The sequence below is a fragment of the Agrobacterium vitis genome (genome assembly GCF_013426735.1).
GTDB classification, from domain to species: domain Bacteria; phylum Pseudomonadota; class Alphaproteobacteria; order Rhizobiales; family Rhizobiaceae; genus Allorhizobium; species Allorhizobium vitis_D.
Window position 1 is genome coordinate 43981 of record NZ_AP023272.1, and the last position, 17444, is coordinate 61424.

Annotated in this window: 18 protein-coding genes; 10 read left to right on the forward strand and 8 right to left on the reverse strand. The window is 58.4% G+C overall.

Annotation, left to right across the window (positions count from 1 at the left end; genetic code table 11):
* Nucleotides 1-12: 12 nt before the first annotated feature.
* The 4 genes from H1Y61_RS00225 to mutM all read right to left on the reverse strand — a co-directional run bounded on the left by H1Y61_RS00225 (nt 13) and on the right by mutM (nt 5021).
* The gene (locus H1Y61_RS00225; protein ID WP_235680792.1) at nt 13-930 is read right to left on the reverse strand and encodes a DMT family transporter; all 918 of its coding nucleotides are present in this window, start codon (nt 928-930) and stop codon (nt 13-15) included.
* 196 nt (nt 931-1126) lie between these two features.
* The gene (dnaA, locus tag H1Y61_RS00230) at nt 1127-2701 is read right to left on the reverse strand and encodes a chromosomal replication initiator protein DnaA (protein ID WP_012654799.1); all 1575 of its coding nucleotides are present in this window, start codon (nt 2699-2701) and stop codon (nt 1127-1129) included.
* A gap of 933 nt (nt 2702-3634) precedes the next feature.
* A complete protein-coding gene (rpsT, locus tag H1Y61_RS00235) occupies nt 3635-3901 on the reverse strand; it encodes a 30S ribosomal protein S20 (protein WP_012654798.1) in 267 nt (88 codons plus the stop codon).
* A gap of 226 nt (nt 3902-4127) precedes the next feature.
* Nucleotides 4128-5021 carry a bifunctional DNA-formamidopyrimidine glycosylase/DNA-(apurinic or apyrimidinic site) lyase gene (mutM, locus tag H1Y61_RS00240; protein ID WP_180573369.1) on the reverse strand — a complete coding sequence of 298 codons (894 nt, stop codon included), beginning with the start codon at nt 5019-5021 and terminating at the stop codon, nt 4128-4130.
* Nucleotides 5022-5200: 179 nt separating this feature from the next.
* On the opposite strand from mutM, the gene ubiE reads away from it, so the two are divergent.
* The 6 genes from ubiE (at nt 5201) to coaBC (ending at nt 12002) form a co-directional block, all read left to right on the forward strand.
* Complete coding sequence (gene ubiE, locus H1Y61_RS00245; RefSeq protein WP_180573370.1) at nt 5201-5977, forward strand: bifunctional demethylmenaquinone methyltransferase/2-methoxy-6-polyprenyl-1,4-benzoquinol methylase UbiE; 777 nt, start codon at nt 5201-5203, stop codon at nt 5975-5977.
* Between the two features lie 41 nt (nt 5978-6018).
* On the forward strand, nt 6019-7602 hold the full coding sequence (gene ubiB, locus H1Y61_RS00250; RefSeq protein ID WP_180573371.1) for a 2-polyprenylphenol 6-hydroxylase: 1584 nt from the start codon (nt 6019-6021) through the stop codon (nt 7600-7602).
* A gap of 6 nt (nt 7603-7608) precedes the next feature.
* A complete protein-coding gene (locus tag H1Y61_RS00255; RefSeq protein ID WP_180573372.1) occupies nt 7609-9096 on the forward strand; it encodes a sensor histidine kinase in 1488 nt (495 codons plus the stop codon).
* 2 nt (nt 9097-9098) lie between these two features.
* Nucleotides 9099-9536, forward strand: a complete 438-nt coding sequence (locus tag H1Y61_RS00260; RefSeq protein WP_012654793.1) for a response regulator — start codon at nt 9099-9101, stop codon at nt 9534-9536.
* 15 nt (nt 9537-9551) lie between these two features.
* On the forward strand, nt 9552-10586 hold the full coding sequence (locus H1Y61_RS00265; RefSeq protein WP_180573373.1) for a sensor histidine kinase: 1035 nt from the start codon (nt 9552-9554) through the stop codon (nt 10584-10586).
* 198 nt (nt 10587-10784) lie between these two features.
* Nucleotides 10785-12002: a bifunctional phosphopantothenoylcysteine decarboxylase/phosphopantothenate--cysteine ligase CoaBC gene (coaBC, locus tag H1Y61_RS00270; protein ID WP_180573374.1), complete on the forward strand. Its 1218-nt coding sequence runs from the start codon at nt 10785-10787 to the stop codon at nt 12000-12002.
* On the opposite strand, the gene H1Y61_RS00275 is transcribed toward coaBC, so the two are convergent.
* Both H1Y61_RS00275 and H1Y61_RS00280 read right to left on the reverse strand, forming a co-directional pair.
* Entirely contained in the window at nt 11999-12520 is a 522-nt protein-coding gene (locus H1Y61_RS00275; protein WP_174109729.1) for a chromate transporter, read from the reverse strand. The two genes, coaBC and H1Y61_RS00275, sit on opposite strands and share 4 nt — an antisense overlap.
* The gene (locus tag H1Y61_RS00280) at nt 12517-13110 is read right to left on the reverse strand and encodes a chromate transporter (RefSeq protein WP_235680793.1); all 594 of its coding nucleotides are present in this window, start codon (nt 13108-13110) and stop codon (nt 12517-12519) included. The genes H1Y61_RS00275 and H1Y61_RS00280 overlap by 4 nt, the downstream gene beginning before the upstream one ends.
* Before the next feature lie 96 nt (nt 13111-13206).
* Between H1Y61_RS00280 and H1Y61_RS00285 the strand changes: the two genes are divergently transcribed.
* The gene (locus H1Y61_RS00285) at nt 13207-14136 is read left to right on the forward strand and encodes a LysR family transcriptional regulator (RefSeq protein WP_180573376.1); all 930 of its coding nucleotides are present in this window, start codon (nt 13207-13209) and stop codon (nt 14134-14136) included.
* 137 nt (nt 14137-14273) lie between these two features.
* Here H1Y61_RS00285 and H1Y61_RS00290 read toward each other — a convergent pair whose 3' ends face one another.
* Nucleotides 14274-15089, reverse strand: a complete 816-nt coding sequence (locus H1Y61_RS00290; RefSeq protein ID WP_174109727.1) for a class II glutamine amidotransferase — start codon at nt 15087-15089, stop codon at nt 14274-14276.
* A gap of 28 nt (nt 15090-15117) precedes the next feature.
* Nucleotides 15118-15378 carry a hypothetical protein gene (locus tag H1Y61_RS00295; RefSeq protein WP_180573377.1) on the reverse strand — a complete coding sequence of 87 codons (261 nt, stop codon included), beginning with the start codon at nt 15376-15378 and terminating at the stop codon, nt 15118-15120.
* On the opposite strand from H1Y61_RS00295, the gene H1Y61_RS00300 reads away from it, so the two are divergent.
* The 3 genes from H1Y61_RS00300 (at nt 15371) to H1Y61_RS00310 (ending at nt 17433) form a co-directional block, all read left to right on the forward strand.
* Nucleotides 15371-16282, forward strand: a complete 912-nt coding sequence (locus tag H1Y61_RS00300; RefSeq protein ID WP_180573378.1) for a pirin family protein — start codon at nt 15371-15373, stop codon at nt 16280-16282. The two genes, H1Y61_RS00295 and H1Y61_RS00300, sit on opposite strands and share 8 nt — an antisense overlap.
* Before the next feature lie 122 nt (nt 16283-16404).
* On the forward strand, nt 16405-16980 hold the full coding sequence (locus tag H1Y61_RS00305) for a tyrosine-protein phosphatase (RefSeq protein WP_180574362.1): 576 nt from the start codon (nt 16405-16407) through the stop codon (nt 16978-16980).
* A gap of 48 nt (nt 16981-17028) precedes the next feature.
* Nucleotides 17029-17433 (forward strand): GFA family protein, encoded by a 405-nt coding sequence (locus tag H1Y61_RS00310; protein WP_180573379.1) that lies wholly within the window; start codon nt 17029-17031, stop codon nt 17431-17433.
* The last annotated feature ends 11 nt before the right edge of the window (nt 17434-17444 follow it).

Here is a 17444-nt window from a genome sequence, read left to right on the forward strand (position 1 = left end):
GGGCCGAATGAATCAGGCGACTGCCCGCCGCCGCAGCCGACGCCATAGCCTGCCATCGATGGCGGCAAGCCCGAGCGCAATCAGGACCATGCCGACCAGATGGCGTGGGGCGACCTGATCTCCCAGCACCAGAGCACCCAGCAGGATGGCGCTGGGCGGAATAAGGATGGTGACCAGCATCAGGTTGGTGGCACCAGCCGTTGACAATATCCGGAAAAATAGCACATAGCCGACAGCAGTGGACAGCAATGCCAATCCCAGCAGTGCTGCGATGCTGTCGAAACCGGGAACGGGCAAGGTCCAGGGCGCGTCAACCATCAACGTGATCGGCAGAAGGACAACTGTAGCCGCCGTTACCTGGCCTGCAGCGGGCAAAAGAGGGGCTAAGCCCATTGCCTTGAAGCGCCGCCCGAACAGGCCGGCAAATGCATAGGAAACTGCCGCCAGCATCACGGCCAGTTCGCCCCAGAGATCCGCACCGAGATGTCCAAGCACGGCAGGACCGATCATAACGGCCACACCGGCAACGCCGATCAGCACACCGGCCAGCCGGTTGGCAGTCAGCTTTTCATCGACGGTCAGAAAATGCGCGATGATCACGCCGAATAGTGGCGTCGTCGCGTTGAAAATCGCTGCCAGCCCGACCGGAATATGGGTCTGACCCCAGACAATCAGGGTGAAGGGGATAACATTGTTGAGAAGGCCCATGCCGAGGAAGGCAAGCCAGACCTCGGCCCTGCGCGGAACCGGCTGGCCCGACAGACGGACGATGATCCACAGCGCCACAGCGGCAAGCGCCACACGGGCCGTGACGATGGTCAGCGGCGGCCAGACCTTCACCAGAATGCCGATGAACAGGAAGGAACCGCCCCATAGCACCGAAAGTACCAGCAGCAGCGCCCATTCCTGGGCACCCATCTGTTTTTGCATAACCAGCCTCTCACCATGTCTCTTTATCGAAGATGGTTATTGCTCGTTTGGAGCGAGACCGCCACCCGTTTCTTGCGGATTGACCACCCCGTCTCCTCTGTCAATCACAAGAAAACAGCGCCATTCGTCAGTGATGACGAATGGCGCTGCGATCTACAAGAAAGCATGGAGGAGGCCAAGCGAGGCGAGTATCCGATTACTCGTTGATCAGGCGGCGCAGCAGCTCGATTTCCTGCGACAATTTCTGGTCGCCGGAGATCAGTTCCTCGATTTTGCGCACGGCATGCAGCACTGTGGTGTGATCGCGGCCACCGAAACGACGGCCGATTTCCGGGAAAGACCGGGGCGTCAGGGTCTTTGACAGATACATAGCGATCTGGCGCGGCTTGACGATGACACGAGTGCGGCGATTGGACACCAATTCCTGGCGCGAGACATTGTAATGGCGTGCAACAACACGCTGAATGTCTTCGATGCGCACCCGCTTCTGCTCGGCAGCACCGACCAGATGGGCCAGCAGCTCATCGACGCGCTCAATGGTCATATTGGCTTCGAACGAACGGCGGAACAGCAGCTGGTTGAACGCACCTTCCAGATCACGGCCGGAACTGGCGACATTGCGGGCGACATGGGCGATGATCTCGGCTGGAATTTCCAGGCTCGGATCTTCTTTCTTAGCGAGCGCCAGCCTTGTCTTCAGCATATCAAGGCGCATGTCGTAATCAGGCGCCTCCATCTCGATGGCAACGCCGCCTTGCAGGCGCGAGCGAACGCGCTGATCAAGCGATTCCAGCTCCCATGGCGCGCGGTCAGCGGCCACGACCACCTGCTTGGCGCTGTCGAGCAGCATGTTGAGCAAATGGCAGAATTCATGCTGGATGGTCTTGCCCTGCAGGAACTGCATGTCGTCGATGATCAGCAGATCAATGTTGCGCAGCGAGTCCTTCAAGGTCAGGGCATCGTTGTCGCGGATGGCGGTTGCAAAGCGCCACATGAAATATTCCGCCGTCAGATAGACAACGCGCGGCGCCCGAGGGCTATGGATCGCAGCATTGGCGATCGCCTGGAGCAAATGTGTCTTGCCCAGACCGACCGACGAATGAATGAACAGCGGATTGAAGCGCACCGCGCCTGCACCAGCTTCGGCAATGGTCTTGGCGGCAGCAACGGCAACCCGGTTGGACGCACCTTCGACGAAACCATCGAACGTATAGCGGCTGTCAAGCGGCGAGCCGAACAACGGTCCCTGTACGGGAGCGCGCTGCGGTGCTGCGGCGTTGGCGATGGCAGGTGCCATCTGGCCAATGCTTTGTGGCGCCTGACGCTTCTGGGAAGACGACAGGGAGGGTTCCACGGCCCGGTCTTCGACAACCGGCGCCCGGCTATTGCGGCTGGCGCTGCGCACCAGGATTTCGATCTTCAGGATGCTGGCGTCTTCCGCCTGGAAAATCGAGGTAATCAGGTCGAGATAACGATTGTTGATCCAGGACTTCAGGAAGGTCGTCGGCACGCTGAGCCGGATAACGCTCTTCGAAGAGGAATGCAGTTTCAGCCGACCAAACCAGCTGGCAAACACATCCGGGCCGACCTGGGCCCGCAGCCGGGCACTGAACCGCTCGAAAAGCGCATCGTATCGAACTTCATCGCCTGCCACCGTATCGTCTACCACCGCATTTGGGCCGCCTGTCGCGTCAGGGCTAACGGCCTGATCGATCGTGCGCGCCTCGTCCCCACTGGCTGCCGCACTTGCCGTTACCATCTTCATCTGCATCTCGCCGCCTTCCAATTGTCCACATGTGCCGGCCAGTTGCCATTGCTGGCCGACGCTTCAAGTTCTTGCATTTGACTGCCTGAGACTTCCAAGACCGACGTCCCCTCGTAAGGACACCGGTCTCGTCAGGCATTCACCATCATGCATTCTCACAGCAGCATGCGTCTTAAAGAACGCAAACCATGCTGATCATCATATCTGCCAAATGGAGCTCCTCAATCCGCATTGCCTAATTTAATGCAGCAGGGAATGAGCATATGCCGTTATGACACAGGTATTTCGTTCAAGGCCCTTCATCCTCGTTTATGTCGGGCCAGTCTTTCCCTCTCTTATTCCCAAATTTAAATAGGATGCTTCCAACTTAAGCCGGACACACAAACTCCAACTCTCGTTTCCTGAAATGGAAACGAGGTCCGTATGAGAACCAATGTATGATGAAACGAAACTGAGCCGTTCCGCCCGGAGAGGATTTTCAGAAAAACCAGCTTTTGCAACTTGTGTCTTTCCGACAGGAGCCAAGATCCGCACCTCTCTTGAAATGCATTTAGGCAGGATCGAATGCCGAGATCAACAATGAATTTTACCTAAAATTAACAGCGCGCCATTGACTCCGTCCCGGAAGTTTCCCGGAGCACAAAAGCCAAAAAAGAATCGCTTTTGAATCAAGGAGTTTGGCGGGCTCCATCATTGCAAGCCCTGATATTGCCTGAAAATAAAAAAATCACTTGACTCAAAATCGCACAGTCCTGCCGTAAAGGAAAGATCGATCAGGAGGGAGAACCTCCGGCAAGCCATTGATCTAAAAAGGAATATCGTGTCACTGGAGTGACATGAAACCGTAACGTGCAATAGTGATGAAATGAGAAAAATATCAAAACGCGAAAAGCCCGGCTAAAAAGCCAGGCTGATCAAAATGTTAATTTTCGACGAAAATTAGGCGGCAAGCGCCTTGACGCGGCTGGCAAGACGCGAAATCTTGCGCGACGCGGTATTGGCGTGAACAACGCCCTTGGAAGCAGCGCGGTGCAGTTCAGGCTGGGCAGCCTTCAATGCGGCTGCAGCCAGTGCCTGATCGCCAGAAGCGATCGCTTCTTCAACCTTGCGCACAAAGTTACGAACGCGCGTACGGCGGCTCTTGTTGATTGCGGTGCGGCGAGCGATCTTGCGGGTCGCCTTCTTCGCCGATGTAGTATTGGCCATGGATGCCTCTCTCGAATACGAACCAAAACTCCACCTTCGCCGCCAAGTCGTTGCGACCTGCAATACCAGCAATTCGGGAGCAATCGTGGAAAGCGATAAGCTTTCCTAACTGTGGCCGGGCATATAGCGGGAAAGAACGGCGTCGTCAACGCGCTTTCTCAACCTTTGTGCCGGCAGGGGGCCGTTCGAAGCGCCACGCCATTTTGACCAGAGGCACGTCGGCGCATCATCTCTGGCACTGTGGGCAGTGGAAGGTCGACCGCCCCGCCTGGGTCATGCGTTCGATCGTGCCTGCGCAGCCGGGCGTGCGGCAGGCTTTTCCTTCGCGGTCGTAGACATTGAACCTGTGCTGGAAATAGCCAAGCGAACCGTCCGCCTGGATATGATCGCGCAGCGAGGAACCACCAGCCTCGATCGCCTCGGCGATGACCGTGCGAATGGCCTGCGTCAGATCTTGCAGCGCAGTGATGGGCTTTCCTTTCGCATCGACCAGGGCGCGCGCCGGTGTCTGCGGCGATAGATGCGCCCGCCACAAGGCCTCGCAGACATAGATATTGCCGAGACCGGCAATCACCTTCTGATCAAGAAGGGCCGTTTTCAAAGGCTGCGCCTTGCCCTTGAAGCGGCAGGCCAGATACTCGGCATCAAGCGCATTGCCGACCGGCTCCGGTCCCAGCCCGGCAAAGGCGGCATGACGATCCATGTCACGACGCTCGACCATGTCCATGAAGCCGAAGCGGCGCGGGTCATTATAAATCACCCTGAGAGAGCTACCTTCCGGCCCGCTTAAATGAAAGATCACATGGTCATGCTTCTCATCGCGGGAGCGCGCCATATGGAACTGGCCAGGCAGGCCCGTCTCGTCTGTGGCTTCGATCCGATAGGAGCCGGACATGCCGAGATGGGAGATGATCGAGACACCGTCATCGAGATCGATCAGCAGGTATTTCGCCCGCCGCGACAGGGAGACGATAAGGCGGCCCTGCGTCCTCGCCACAAAATCGATCGGCAAGGGAAAGCGCAGATCCGGCCGCCGCAGTTCCAGACGAGTCAGCCGCCGCCCTTCCATGGATGGCGCCAGTCCCCGTTTTACGGTCTCCACCTCTGGTAATTCTGGCATGAAGGCTCCATGTTTCTATTTCAGTGGCAGGCATCATGGTTTAAGGACGAGACGGCCTGCCATGGCATTGTCCTGCCAATATTCCGACGGGCCATTGCAATCATGCCGCAGACATAGTGCAAGGGACCTGGCTTCGCCAAGGTCGCTGATGTTGTTTTAGAGAGAATGGAGTTGAGCCGATGGTCGCAAGCCGCACCTCCGCCGATGGTGGCATGGAAACCTCCTACGGCTTCCGCGATGTGGCGGAAGGCGAAAAGCAAGGCCTTGTCAATGACGTATTCCACAAGGTGGCCAAGCGCTACGACGTCATGAACGACGTGATGTCGGCTGGCATGCACCGGGTCTGGAAGGATGCGCTGATTGCCGCCCTCAACCCGCGCAGGGATGCCAATTACAAGGTTCTCGACGTGGCTGGCGGCACGGGCGATATCGCCTTTCGCATCGTCGAGGCTTCCCGCAGGCTCGCCCATGCGACCGTGCTCGATATCAACGGCTCCATGCTGGGCGTCGGCCAGGAGCGGGCGCAGAAAAAAGGTCTTTCCGACAATCTCACCTTCGTGGAGGCCAATGCCGAAGCCCTGCCCTTCGAGGCCAATCAATTCGACGCCTATACGATCGCCTTCGGCATTCGCAACGTGCCGCGCATCGATGTAGCCCTGAGCGAGGCCTACCGCGTGCTGAAACGCGGCGGGCGCCTTCTGGTGCTGGAATTTTCCGAGGTGCAGATGCCGCTGCTGGATCGCTTTTACGATCAATGGTCATTCAAGGCGATCCCACGGTTCGGCAAGATGATCACCGGCGAGGCCGAGCCCTATCAATATCTGGTGGAATCGATCCGCAAGTTCCCCAATCAGCAGGATTTTGCCGCGATGATCACCAAGGCGGGCTTTTCCAAGGTGTCCTTCACCAACTATACCGGCGGCATTGCCGCCCTTCATTCCGGCTGGAAGATCTGAACAATGCCTGACCGAAAGACCGCCGGATTGAAGATCGATTGATGAGCACAGTCAGCGCTTATTTTAGGTTGGCCCGTGTCGGCTGGATTCTCGTTCGCGAAGGCGTTGTCTCGGCGCTGCCGTCCGAAGGACTGCCGCCGAGCGTCGGCTTTGCAAAGAAAGTCGCCGCGGTCTTCGAGCGCAAGCGCGCCCGAGGCACATTGCGGTCCGACCGCCTGTCCCAAGCCGTCGAGCGGCTGGGGCCGTCCTACGCCAAGATCGGCCAGTTTCTGGCGACCCGGCCCGATGTGGTCGGCGCCGAACTCGCCTATGACCTGACCGGATTGCAGGACCGCATGGCCTTCTTTCCGACGGGTGAGGCCAAGGCATCGATTGAATTGTCGCTTGGGCGTCCGGTCGAGGAGCTTTACGCCAGTTTCGGCGAGCCGATTGCCGCGGCCTCCATCGCCCAGGTGCATCCCTGCATGGTAGAAACGCCTTTCGGCGTGAAACAGGTTGCCGTCAAGGTGATCCGTCCCGGCGTGCGCCGCCGTTTCGCCGCCGATCTCGAAGTCATGTATCTCGTGTCGCATTTGCAGGAAATGCTGCTGCCGCAGACCCGTAGATTGCGCCCCGTCGAGGTGACGAAAACGCTTGAGCAGACCACGAAAGTGGAAATGGACTTGCGGCTCGAGGCCGCTGCTTTGTCGGAACTGGGCGAAAACACCGCCAGCGATCCCGGTTTCAGGGTCCCGCAGGTCGATTGGGAACGTACGGGCCGCGACGTCATCACCATGGAATGGATCGACGGCGTCAAGATGTCCGATGTTGAGGCGCTGAAAGCCGCTGGTCACGATCTCGATACGCTGGCCGATACGCTGATCCAGTCCTTCCTGCGCCATACGTTGCGCGACGGCTTCTTCCATGCCGACATGCATCCGGGCAATCTGTTCGTCGATCCCGCCGGCATGATCGTTGCCGTGGACATGGGCATTTGCGGGCGGCTCGGCAAGAAAGAGCGGCGGTTTCTGGCGGAAATTCTCTATGGCTTCATCACTCGCGATTACATGCGGGTAGCGGAAGTGCATTTCGAGGCCGGCTATGTGCCGTCCCACCACAATATGGCCAGCTTTGCCCAGGCGATCCGGGCGATCGGCGAGCCCATTCACGGCCAGCCTGCCGAAACCATTTCCATGGCGCGGTTGCTGACGCTGCTGTTTGAAGTCACCGAACTGTTCGACATGCAGACAAGGCCGGAACTGGTGATGCTGCAAAAAACCATGGTGGTGGTTGAAGGTGTCTCACGGATGCTCAATCCACGGTTCAACATGTGGAAGGCATCAGAGCCCGTCGTCGCGGACTGGATCAAAGCCAATCTCGGTCCAAAACGCATCGTCACCGACATGAAGGACGGCATTCGTGCAGCGGTGCGGGTGGCGGAAGCGCTGCCGGACATTGCTGCCAAAACCGAAAAATTCCATAGTGAATTGATGCAGATGAGCGAACATGGACTGCGGTTCGACGAAAGCACCACCGATGCTATCGGCAGGGCGCAGGCGCGGCATAGCCGCTCGGGTCGGCTGGCGCTTTGGGTGATTGCGCTCTGCCTGCTGTTCATTGCGTTTCAACTGGGTCATGGCGGGTAGGATTGCATGTCGGCAACAAACGCAGGTTTCATCCGCTCCAGTCTGTTTGTGCTTGGCCTGGGCTGCCTTCTCCTGGTCAGCCTGATCGGCTCGACCCTGTGGCTGACCGGCAAGACTCGCGTCACCTTCGGAACTGTTGTCGAGGAGCGGGTCATTCGGCGCGCCAGCGCCGACCTGATGCAGACGCTGACCGATGCTGAAACGGGGCAGAGAGGCTATCTCATTACCCGTGATGTCGCTTTCCTGACCCCATACAGCCAGGCCATCGGCGATGTGACCACGGAAATGGACAGTCTCGTCCATCTGCTGGAGCCGCGCCCTGAGCATGCCCCGGATGTCGAGAAGCTGCGCGAATTGGTAAAGGCCAAGCTTGAAGAATTGGCCAGGACCGTCGAACTGACCCGCAGTGGCGACATCCGCCAGGCCTACGAACTTGTCCGGGCCGGTTACGGCAAGCAGCTGATGGACCAGATCCGCACCGTGCTTGACGAGGTCCGCGACGAATCCGACAACAGGATAGACCAGGGAATTGCCAGTCAGCTCCTGGCCATCGGCTGGTTGCAGGTCTTTACCATTGGCGGGGCCGTGGCCATCGTGATCGTGATCGGCGGCGCGATCCTGATCATCATCCAGCACGTGCGCGATCTGTTGAAGGCCCGCCAGGAGGTGGAGGTCCTCAATGCGGGGCTGGAAGAGCGTGTGCAGGAGCGAACCGAAGACTTGATGCAGGCCAACCAGGAAATCCAGCGCTTCGCCTATATCATCACCCACGACCTGCGCGCACCCCTCGTCAATATCATGGGCTTTACCGCCGAACTGGACAGTGCGCTCCAGATATTGAAGACCTATGTTCTGGCGGATGGGCAACCCTTGACGCCGCAACAGATCGAGGATGCGCGGCTTGCCGCCGCCGAGGACCTGCCGGAAGCGATTTCCTTCATCCGCTCCTCGACCCGCAAGATGGATGGGCTGATCAACGCCATCTTGAAAATTTCGCGCGACGGACGCCGCCAGCTCAAGCCGGAAACACTAGAACTCAAGCCGCTGATCGAGACAACGGCCGCCAGCGTCCACCACCAGATCAGCGAGAGCGGCGGGCATACCGAAATTTCAACCGACGTTGCCAGCATCATCTCCGACAGGTTGTCCCTAGAGCAAATTCTCGGTAACCTTTTTGACAACGCTATCAAATATAAGTCACCCGATCGCCCGGTCGTTCTTGCTATACGGGCGGTCTCGGATGGACGGCACTTCATTCGACTGGAAATAGAGGATAATGGCCGCGGCATTGCTGAACAGGATCATGAACGGATTTTCGAGCTTTTCCGCCGCTCGGGACAGCAGAACCAGGTGGGTGAAGGCATTGGCCTTGCCCATGTGCGCTCATTGACGCGCAACCTGGGAGGTGAAATTACCGTACGCTCCAAGATCGGCGTCGGCTCGACATTTATTTTGCGCTTGCCGCGCGACCTTTCGAAACTGGTAGGGACCTGAGCATGAAAGCAGTGGCCAAGGAAGTGACCATCGTCATGGTCGAAGACGACGAGGGACATGCACGCCTGATCGAGAAAAATGTTCGCCGGGCCGGGGTCAACAATGAGATCGTACCGTTTACCAATGGCACCGACGCGCTGGATTATATCCTGGGTACGGACCGTTCCGGCGAAACCTCGGCAGATCGTTACCTGCTAATTTTACTGGATCTTAACTTGCCGGATATGTCGGGCACCGATATACTCGAACAAGTTAAGACCAATCAGCACACACGTCGGCTGCCGGTCGTCATTCTCACCACAACGGATGATCAACGGGAAATTCAGCGCTGCTACGATCTTGGTGCGAATGTCTACATCACCAAACCGGTGGATTATGACAATTTTGCCAATGCCATTCGTCAGCTCGGGCTGTTCTTTTCCGTGATGCAGATTCCGTAACGAGCCGACCGCCCCATGAATGTCCGAATTCTTTATCTCGATGACGACCCGGCCATCGTGCGACTGGTGCAGAAAGCACTCGGGCGCAACGGACATTCCGTCACCCATGCAGAAGATCTGGAGCGGGCGCTGGGCTTTCTGGCGTCTGAAAACTTCGACGTTATTGTTCTCGATCATTATCTCAGCAATATGACCGGTCACGATGTGCTGGCGCATTTGCGTGGACGGCATATCATGACGCCGGTGGTCTATGTGACCGGTTCCAACGAAGCCCGTATCGCCATCGACGCGATCAAGGCAGGCGCCTCCGATTACGTCATCAAGACCACCAGCGAGGATTTCCTGTCGCTGCTGGAAAGCGCCATTCGCCAATCGGTCGAAAATGCCCGGCTGCGCGAAGCCAAGGTCAAAGCGGACGAGGAAATCCGCCTTGCCAAGGAAAGGGCGGAAGCGCTGCTCAGCGAAGTCAACCATCGCGTCGCCAACAGCTTGGCATTGGTAGCAAGCCTGCTGCGGCTTCAGATCGCCAATGCCCGCAGCGATGAGGTCAAGGCCGAGCTGACAGAGACCCAGGCTCGCATTACCGCCATTGCTGGCATGCATCGCAGCCTCTACACGTCAGACGATGTCAGCCGGGTCGATATGGACATTTATATCGCCAATCTGGTGCGGGAAATCGGCGGTTCGCTTGCCAATCCTGACAAGCCGATCACCCTGACAGTCAATGCCGAGCCGATTTCTCTGACTGCGGACCGCGCCGTCTCCATCGGCATGATCGTCACCGAACTGGTGACCAATGCGATCAAATATGCCTATCCCGACCGCAAGGACGGCGAAATCCGCGTGCGGCTGTGTCATGCGCAGCCCGGCCATGCGCTGTTGACGGTGGAGGATGACGGCATCGGCATCAGTCCTGGCGCTGCCCCGAAGGGCACTGGCCTCGGCAGCCGGATCATCAAGTCCATGGCCGCAACGCTGGGCGAAGGTCTCGCCTACCAGGAGATCGCGGCGGGAACGATTGCCTGCGTGCCGATAGACTTAGCCCGATAGGGGATTGGATCGATTCCGTATCTTATCGTTTCTCCTTTCAGGCGCTTATGCGCTACAGCGCCGTGCATTTTACAAAACGCACAAAGGATGCTGTAACTCTTTAAATCTGCTGCATAATTTTTTCCTTAAATCGATTCCGATTTAAGGAATTATGCAGTAGTGTCCGGTTCGCACCGATAATTTCATGGCAGGCTTTTCATGGCGCTGACGGATAAGCGTATTCTCCTGATCATCAGCGGCGGTATTGCTGCCTATAAAAGCCTGGACCTGATTCGCAGACTGCGCGAACGCGGCGCCTCGGTGCGCCCGATCATGACCCGGGCCGCCCAGGAATTCATCACGCCGCTCGCGGTCGGCGCGCTCTCGGCCTCCCATGTGTATACCGACCTGTTTTCCCGCGAGGACGAACAGGATGTCGGCCATATCCGGCTGGCCCGCGATTGCGATCTGATCCTCGTTGCCCCCGTGACCGCCGACCTGATGGCGAAAATGGCGCATGGGCTGGCTGATGACCTGGCCTCGGCGGTGCTGCTTGCCGCCGACCGGCCCGTGTTGATCGCACCGGCGATGAACACGAAAATGTGGGCGCATCCCGCCACTCTGCGCAATGTCGCGCAACTCAAGGCCGATGGTATCCAGTTCATCGGGCCGATGGCCGGTGAAATGGCTGAAAGCGGCGAAGCCGGTCTTGGTCGCATGGCCGAACCGCTGGAGATCGTTGCCAAGGTCGAAGCCTGTCTTGACGACTCCTTCAAGCCGTTGGCAGGCAAGACGGCCATTGTCACCTCCGGCCCGACCCATGAGCCGATCGATCCCGTGCGCTATATCGCCAACCGCTCCTCCGGCAAGCAGGGCCATGCTATTGCCAGCGCACTTGCCCGGCTGGGTGCCGAGGTGACACTGGTATCAGGTCCGGTCAGCCTTGCAGACCCGACAGGCGTCAAAACGATCCATGTAGAGCGAGCTGAGGACATGCACGACGCCGTGCTCGCCCACCTGCCCGCCGACATCGCCGTGATGGTCGCAGCGGTGGCAGACTGGCGGGTCGAGATGGCATCGGACCAAAAGATCAAGAAGCAGCCGGGCGATGCCGCGCCCATGCTGACGCTGACCGAAAATCCGGACATTCTGAAGACGGTTGGCCACCATGAAAAACGCCCGGCCCTGGTTATCGGCTTTGCTGCGGAGACCCAGAATGTAGAGGACAATGGCCGTGCCAAGCTGGAGCGTAAAGGTGCCGACCTGATCGTCGCCAACGACGTTTCACCACAAACCGGCATCATGGGCGGCGACCGAAACCGGGTGACCCTGATCTACAAGGATCGCACCGAGGACTGGCCGGATATGGACAAGGATGCCGTTGCCGAGCGGCTTGCACAGACCATTGCCGGGATGCTCGGCGTAAAATCTCTCTAAATAAAGATCAGGCCGATCAGCGCGCCGCTGCCCAGCGCGATCAATGGGTGAACCTTGGTCATCGCGGTCAGCACCGCACAGCCAGCCGTAATGCCGATGAGAATGGGGCTGGTTGCCGATGCTTTGGTGATCACAGCGGCGCTGGAGGTGACGAGGCCAGCCGTCATCGGTGCAAGCCCGGCCTGGACGATCCGCCGCCAGGGCCGGTCCTTGAAGCGCTCCCAGAGCGTCACGGCACCGGCGGTGATCAGCGAAGACGGGCCGAATTTGGCGATGGAGGTGACGACCACCCCGGCAAAGCCCGCCACATGCCAGCCGACCAGCGGCACCACCATCATATTCGGTCCGGGAGCGGCCTGGGCCAGCGCAAACAGCGCGCTGAATTCGCTGGCGCTCATCCAATGCTGGACCTCCACCACCCGGCGCTGCATTTCCGGCAGGATGGCGTTGCCACCACCAAAGGCGATCAGCGAGAGTTCCGTGAAAATCAGGGCAAGAGAAATCAGGGTGGCAATCATTTCGACACTTTCCAGCTCAGAACAATAGAGACGGGTGCCAGAACCAGCATGGTGGCGAACAGCGGCAGTCGAAAAACTGCAATGGCAATGAAACACAGGGCGACAATGGCCAGCGCCCAGAGCTTGTGTTTCAGCGGTTGCAGGACTTTCCAGGCCAGCGAAATCAACAGGCCAGACGCCGCCGCCGCCAGACCCGCAAACAGGTGTTCGACCTGCGGATTGTCGCGGTAACGGTCGTAAATGTAACCGAGGCAGATAACGATGGCCGTCGGTGCGGCAATCAGGCCGAAGGCAGCAGCCAGCGCACCCCTCCACCCCTGGAACTTCAACCCAACCGCCACCGACATGTTGATGATATTACCACCCGGCAGGAACTGACAGAGGCCAAGCAGATCCATGAATTCACCAGGTGAGAGCCAATTCCGGTCCTCTACCATCATCCGCCGCGCCATCGGCAACACACCGCCAAACCCCATCAGGCCGAGCCCCAGAAACCCCGTAAACAATTCTGCGATGCCGGGATGATGGAGCGGCGGCTCGACCCGACCTGTCTCGGCCTGAACTGTCTCCGGTTGAACTGTCTTCGTCATGACCATCGTCCGCTTCGTCTTTTCTCTTCCATACGCCCCTCAAATCCTGATGTCCAATATATGGATAAGCCACTCTCCATATGTTAAAGCTATGGCATGATTGAACTGCGCCATCTCCGCTATGCCGTGACCGTCGCCGAAGAGGGCCATCTGACCCGGGCGGCGGAGCGACTTGGTCTGCAACAGCCGCCACTCAGCCAACAGATCAAAGCTCTCGAAACATTGGTCGGGGTGACGCTGTTTATCCGCCAGCCCCGCGGCATGGCGTTGACCGAGGCGGGGGTGGCGTTTATCGCCCGCGCCCGACAGATCCTTGCCGATGTGGATATGGCCGTTGAGGCCGCACAACGGGCGGCGCGCGGCGAAATCGGCGAGCTTGCCATCGGCTTTACCACCTCGGCAGTCTTTCATCCGCTGGTGCCCAGCATCGTGCGGGCCATGCGGCTCTCCTCGCCGTCGCTGAAACTGCGGTTGGACGAAGGCTCTACGACGGAACTTCTGGGTGAATTGTCCGCCGGCAGGCTTGATGCGGCCTTCATCCGCGCCACCGCCGGTGCTTTGCCAGGATCGGGGCCAACGCTCAGCATAGAGACCGTCGATATTGAAGACATGGTGCTGGCTTTGCCTGACACCCATCCTTTGGCCCTGCACAGTCAAAACCGTGACAGCGATACCGTCGCGCTTGCCGCGCTGGCCGCAGAAACTTTTGTTCTCTATCGCCGTCCCCTGGCGCAAGGACTGTATGACCGGATCATCGCCGCCTGTCAGGCCGCCGGTTTCAGTCCGAATGTCGCACAGGAGGCACCGAAACTGGTCTCCACCCTCAGCCTGGTGGCGGCGGGCCTTGGCCTGTCGATCATTCCGCAGTCCATGGCACGGCTGGAAACCTCCGGCGTCGCCTATCGTCGTTTTGCGCCCGGCTCCGGCCTCGATGCACCCCTTTCGCTTGCCTATCGCCGCGATTCCTATCGTGGTGCGCTGAAGACCTTCGTTGAGGAAGTGAGGCAGCAAGTCAGCACACCATGATGCCGCAGCCCTATTGGCATCCAGGGCAAACGTAGAGTTTGTCAGGGAAAAGTGGAATCCGGTTTTCCCAAAAAGACAAACGAAAACAAGAGAATCTAGAGTCTGTCTGGTTCAATCTGAACCCGACAGACTCTAGATTAGCCAGCCATTTCCGTCACCCGAGCAGGCGCGTTGCCGATTTCCGGCTCAAAACCCATGACGTTCAGACCGGCATCATTGAGGATCACGGCGCTGCCCGGCGGGATCTCTACCCAGGTTTCCGTGTCATCGTTGAGCGGTTCGGACACCAGGCAATGCCCGCCCTTGCTCCCCATCGGCCCGGCATACAGCGTCGGGGCAAAGGCGTCGGTGGAATAGCGCACCGCATACAGCGCCTCGCCATCAGAGAAGGCGGCGGTGAAACGCACCCGGGTCGTGCCAATGATCTCTGCGCTCAGCCTTTCGGCAAAACCGATGGCCTCGGCCATCGCCGCAATCGGGCGATGTTTCATGCCGAATTGCATGGCTAGCAGGAACAACAACTCAGAATCCGTCGAGCCGGTGCGGGCGTTGAAATATTCGTCGTCCAGCATGCTTTCCATGGCGCGGCGGATACGGTCGAAATGATCGATCTGGCCGTTATGCATGAAAGACCAGTTACCATACACAAACGGGTGGCAATTGTCGCGCCGGGTGGCACCATGGGTTGCGGCGCGCACATGCGCCAGAAACAGCGGCGAGCGGATCTGCCGAGCAATGCTTTTCAGGTTACAGTCCGACCAGGCAGGCAGAACATCGCGAAACCGGCCTGGCTCCGGCCGGTCGCCATACCAGGCAAGGCCAAAACCGTCCGCGTTGGTGGATGTCTTGGCGCGGGTGGCGCAGACGGATTGCTCGATCAGCGAATGGGCGGGTGACGATACCAACTCCTCGATAAAGAGCGGTTCTCCCCGATAGGCTGCCCAACGACACATGGCATTCATGCTCCGGCAAGACCGGTCCTCATTTGTCCCGGCAAAGCCAATCTTGAAGGAAGGTGTATAATGAAGCGTAAAGCTCGGCTTTCTTCATGTCAGATTCGTGACGAAAGCAGTAATCACATTTTGCAGTGCGGCATTGTGTTTTGTGAAGATCGGAGGTGTTTCCGTGAAGAACCGCTTCTGTGAACACTGCGTTGCGCTTGATGCCCTTCGCCTGCGTTTGAAAAGCCTTATATTGGCTGCAAATCATATTCCGCTCGAAAGGAGCCAGACCGATGTCCATTCGCCCCGTCAAACATGAAAGCCGCGCCACGCCCACCATGGAAGGTGCCGGTGTCAAGCTGCACCGCGTCTTCGGCTTTGGCGATCCCTCGATGACTGATCCGTTCCTGATGATGGACGATTTTCGCAATGATGATCCGCAGGATTATATCCGTGGCTTTCCCTGGCATCCGCATCGCGGCATTGAAACCATTACCTATGTTCTGGCCGGAACGGTGGACCATGGCGACAGCCTCGGCAATCAGGGCCAGCTAGGCGCCGGTGATCTTCAGTGGATGACGGCAGGTAGCGGCATCATGCATCAGGAAATGCCGAAGGGCGATTTTTCCGGCAAGATGCACGGATTCCAGCTCTGGGCCAACCTGCCCTCCTCGCTGAAGATGACCGCACCGCGCTATCAGGACATCAAATCCGCCGACATTCCTGTCGTGGTCGATGATGACGGTACGGCGGTGCGGGTGATCAGCGGCGATTTCTGGGGCAAATCCGGCCCGGTCGATGGCATTGCCGCAGAGCCTGTTTATCTCGATATCTCCGTTCCACCCGGCAAGACCAAGCGTTTTCCTGTCGATACCTATCGTTCGGCCTTTGCCTATATTTTCGCGGGCTCCGGCTCGTTCCGCGATGCCTCCAAGCCGTTCGGTGTCAAAGTCGAGAAAGAATTTCAGGGCGAAGAACTGAATATCCGCGACCTCTCGGGCAACCGCACGCTGGTGGTCTTTGATACCGGCGATGAAATCACCGTTCAGGCTGGCGAAAAGGGTATCCGCTTCCTGCTGGTGACCGGCAAGCCGATCAAGGAGCCAGTGGCCTGGCATGGACCGATCGTCATGAACAGCCGGGCAGAACTGATGGAGGCCATGCGCGAATTGAAGAACGGCACCTTCATCAAGGCCGATCATTGATCACTGCGTATTGACGAAATAGTGATAATAGGACGCGGTGGGTGGGCCGCGTCTTTCAGTTCGATGTCAGGTTCAGCTTTTACAGGGTGGATGGTTATTTGATCCGATCCCTGTGTGAGCCCATGTCCATCCTGCTGGCGAAAGCCATCCGCTATACCACCCTTGCCTGCCTGACCGGTCTGCTGTCCTGTGGCGCTTATCTTGGCTATCTCCGGCTGTCGGGCAATTTCCACGAGGTCATTCCAGGCGAGTTCTACCGCTCCGCCCAACCGAGCGCCGCCGATATCAAGGATTATGCCGGGCGCTACGGTATCAAGACCATCGTCAATCTGCGCGGATCATCACCCTCGCCCTGGTATGCGCAGGAAGTCGCAACCGCCCGGGAACTTGGTATCGACCACATCGATTTTCGCATGTCGGCTGCCAAGGGCCTGACCATCGACAAGGCTGAGCAACTGGTCGCTCTGCTGAAGTCCGCACCAAAGCCCATCCTTATCCATTGCGAGGGCGGTGCAGACCGCAGCGGTCTCGCCTCCGTGCTCTATCTGCAACAGATCGCCGGCGTGCAGGAGGACACAGCAGAGCAACAACTCTGGCCGGTGATCTATGGCCATGTTGGCATCCCCTATGTCACCAAGGCCTATGCCATGGACCGCAGTTGGCTGGATTTTGAAAAGGCCATGGGGATCGAAAGCTGAGCCTAATGCATTATAGTCCCCTAGAATGCATCGAGGGAGGCTCAGAACATGCAGATTGATGGACAGTGCCATTGTGGCAATGTGACCTATCGTGCCGAAATCGACCCTGAGAATGTCGGCATTTGCCATTGCACCGATTGCCAACGCCTGACAGGTTCACCATTCCGGGTCACGGTTTCAACCCCGCGCGACAAGCTGCATCTAACGGGAAGTCCACCGAAATCCTATGTGAAATACGGCGACAACGGTCGCGTGCGCCATCAGTTCTTCTGCCCGGACTGCGGCGCGCCGGTACTGACGACTGGCGAGGGCATGGATGCCGATACCTGGGGTGTCCGCTGGGGTAGCATCAACCAACGGGAAGCCCTGCTGCCAAAACATCAAAGCTGGCGCCGGTCCTCCGTCCTCTGGCTCGACAGCATCGGCGCCCTCCCAGGGTCAGAGACGGAATAACATTCTGTCGG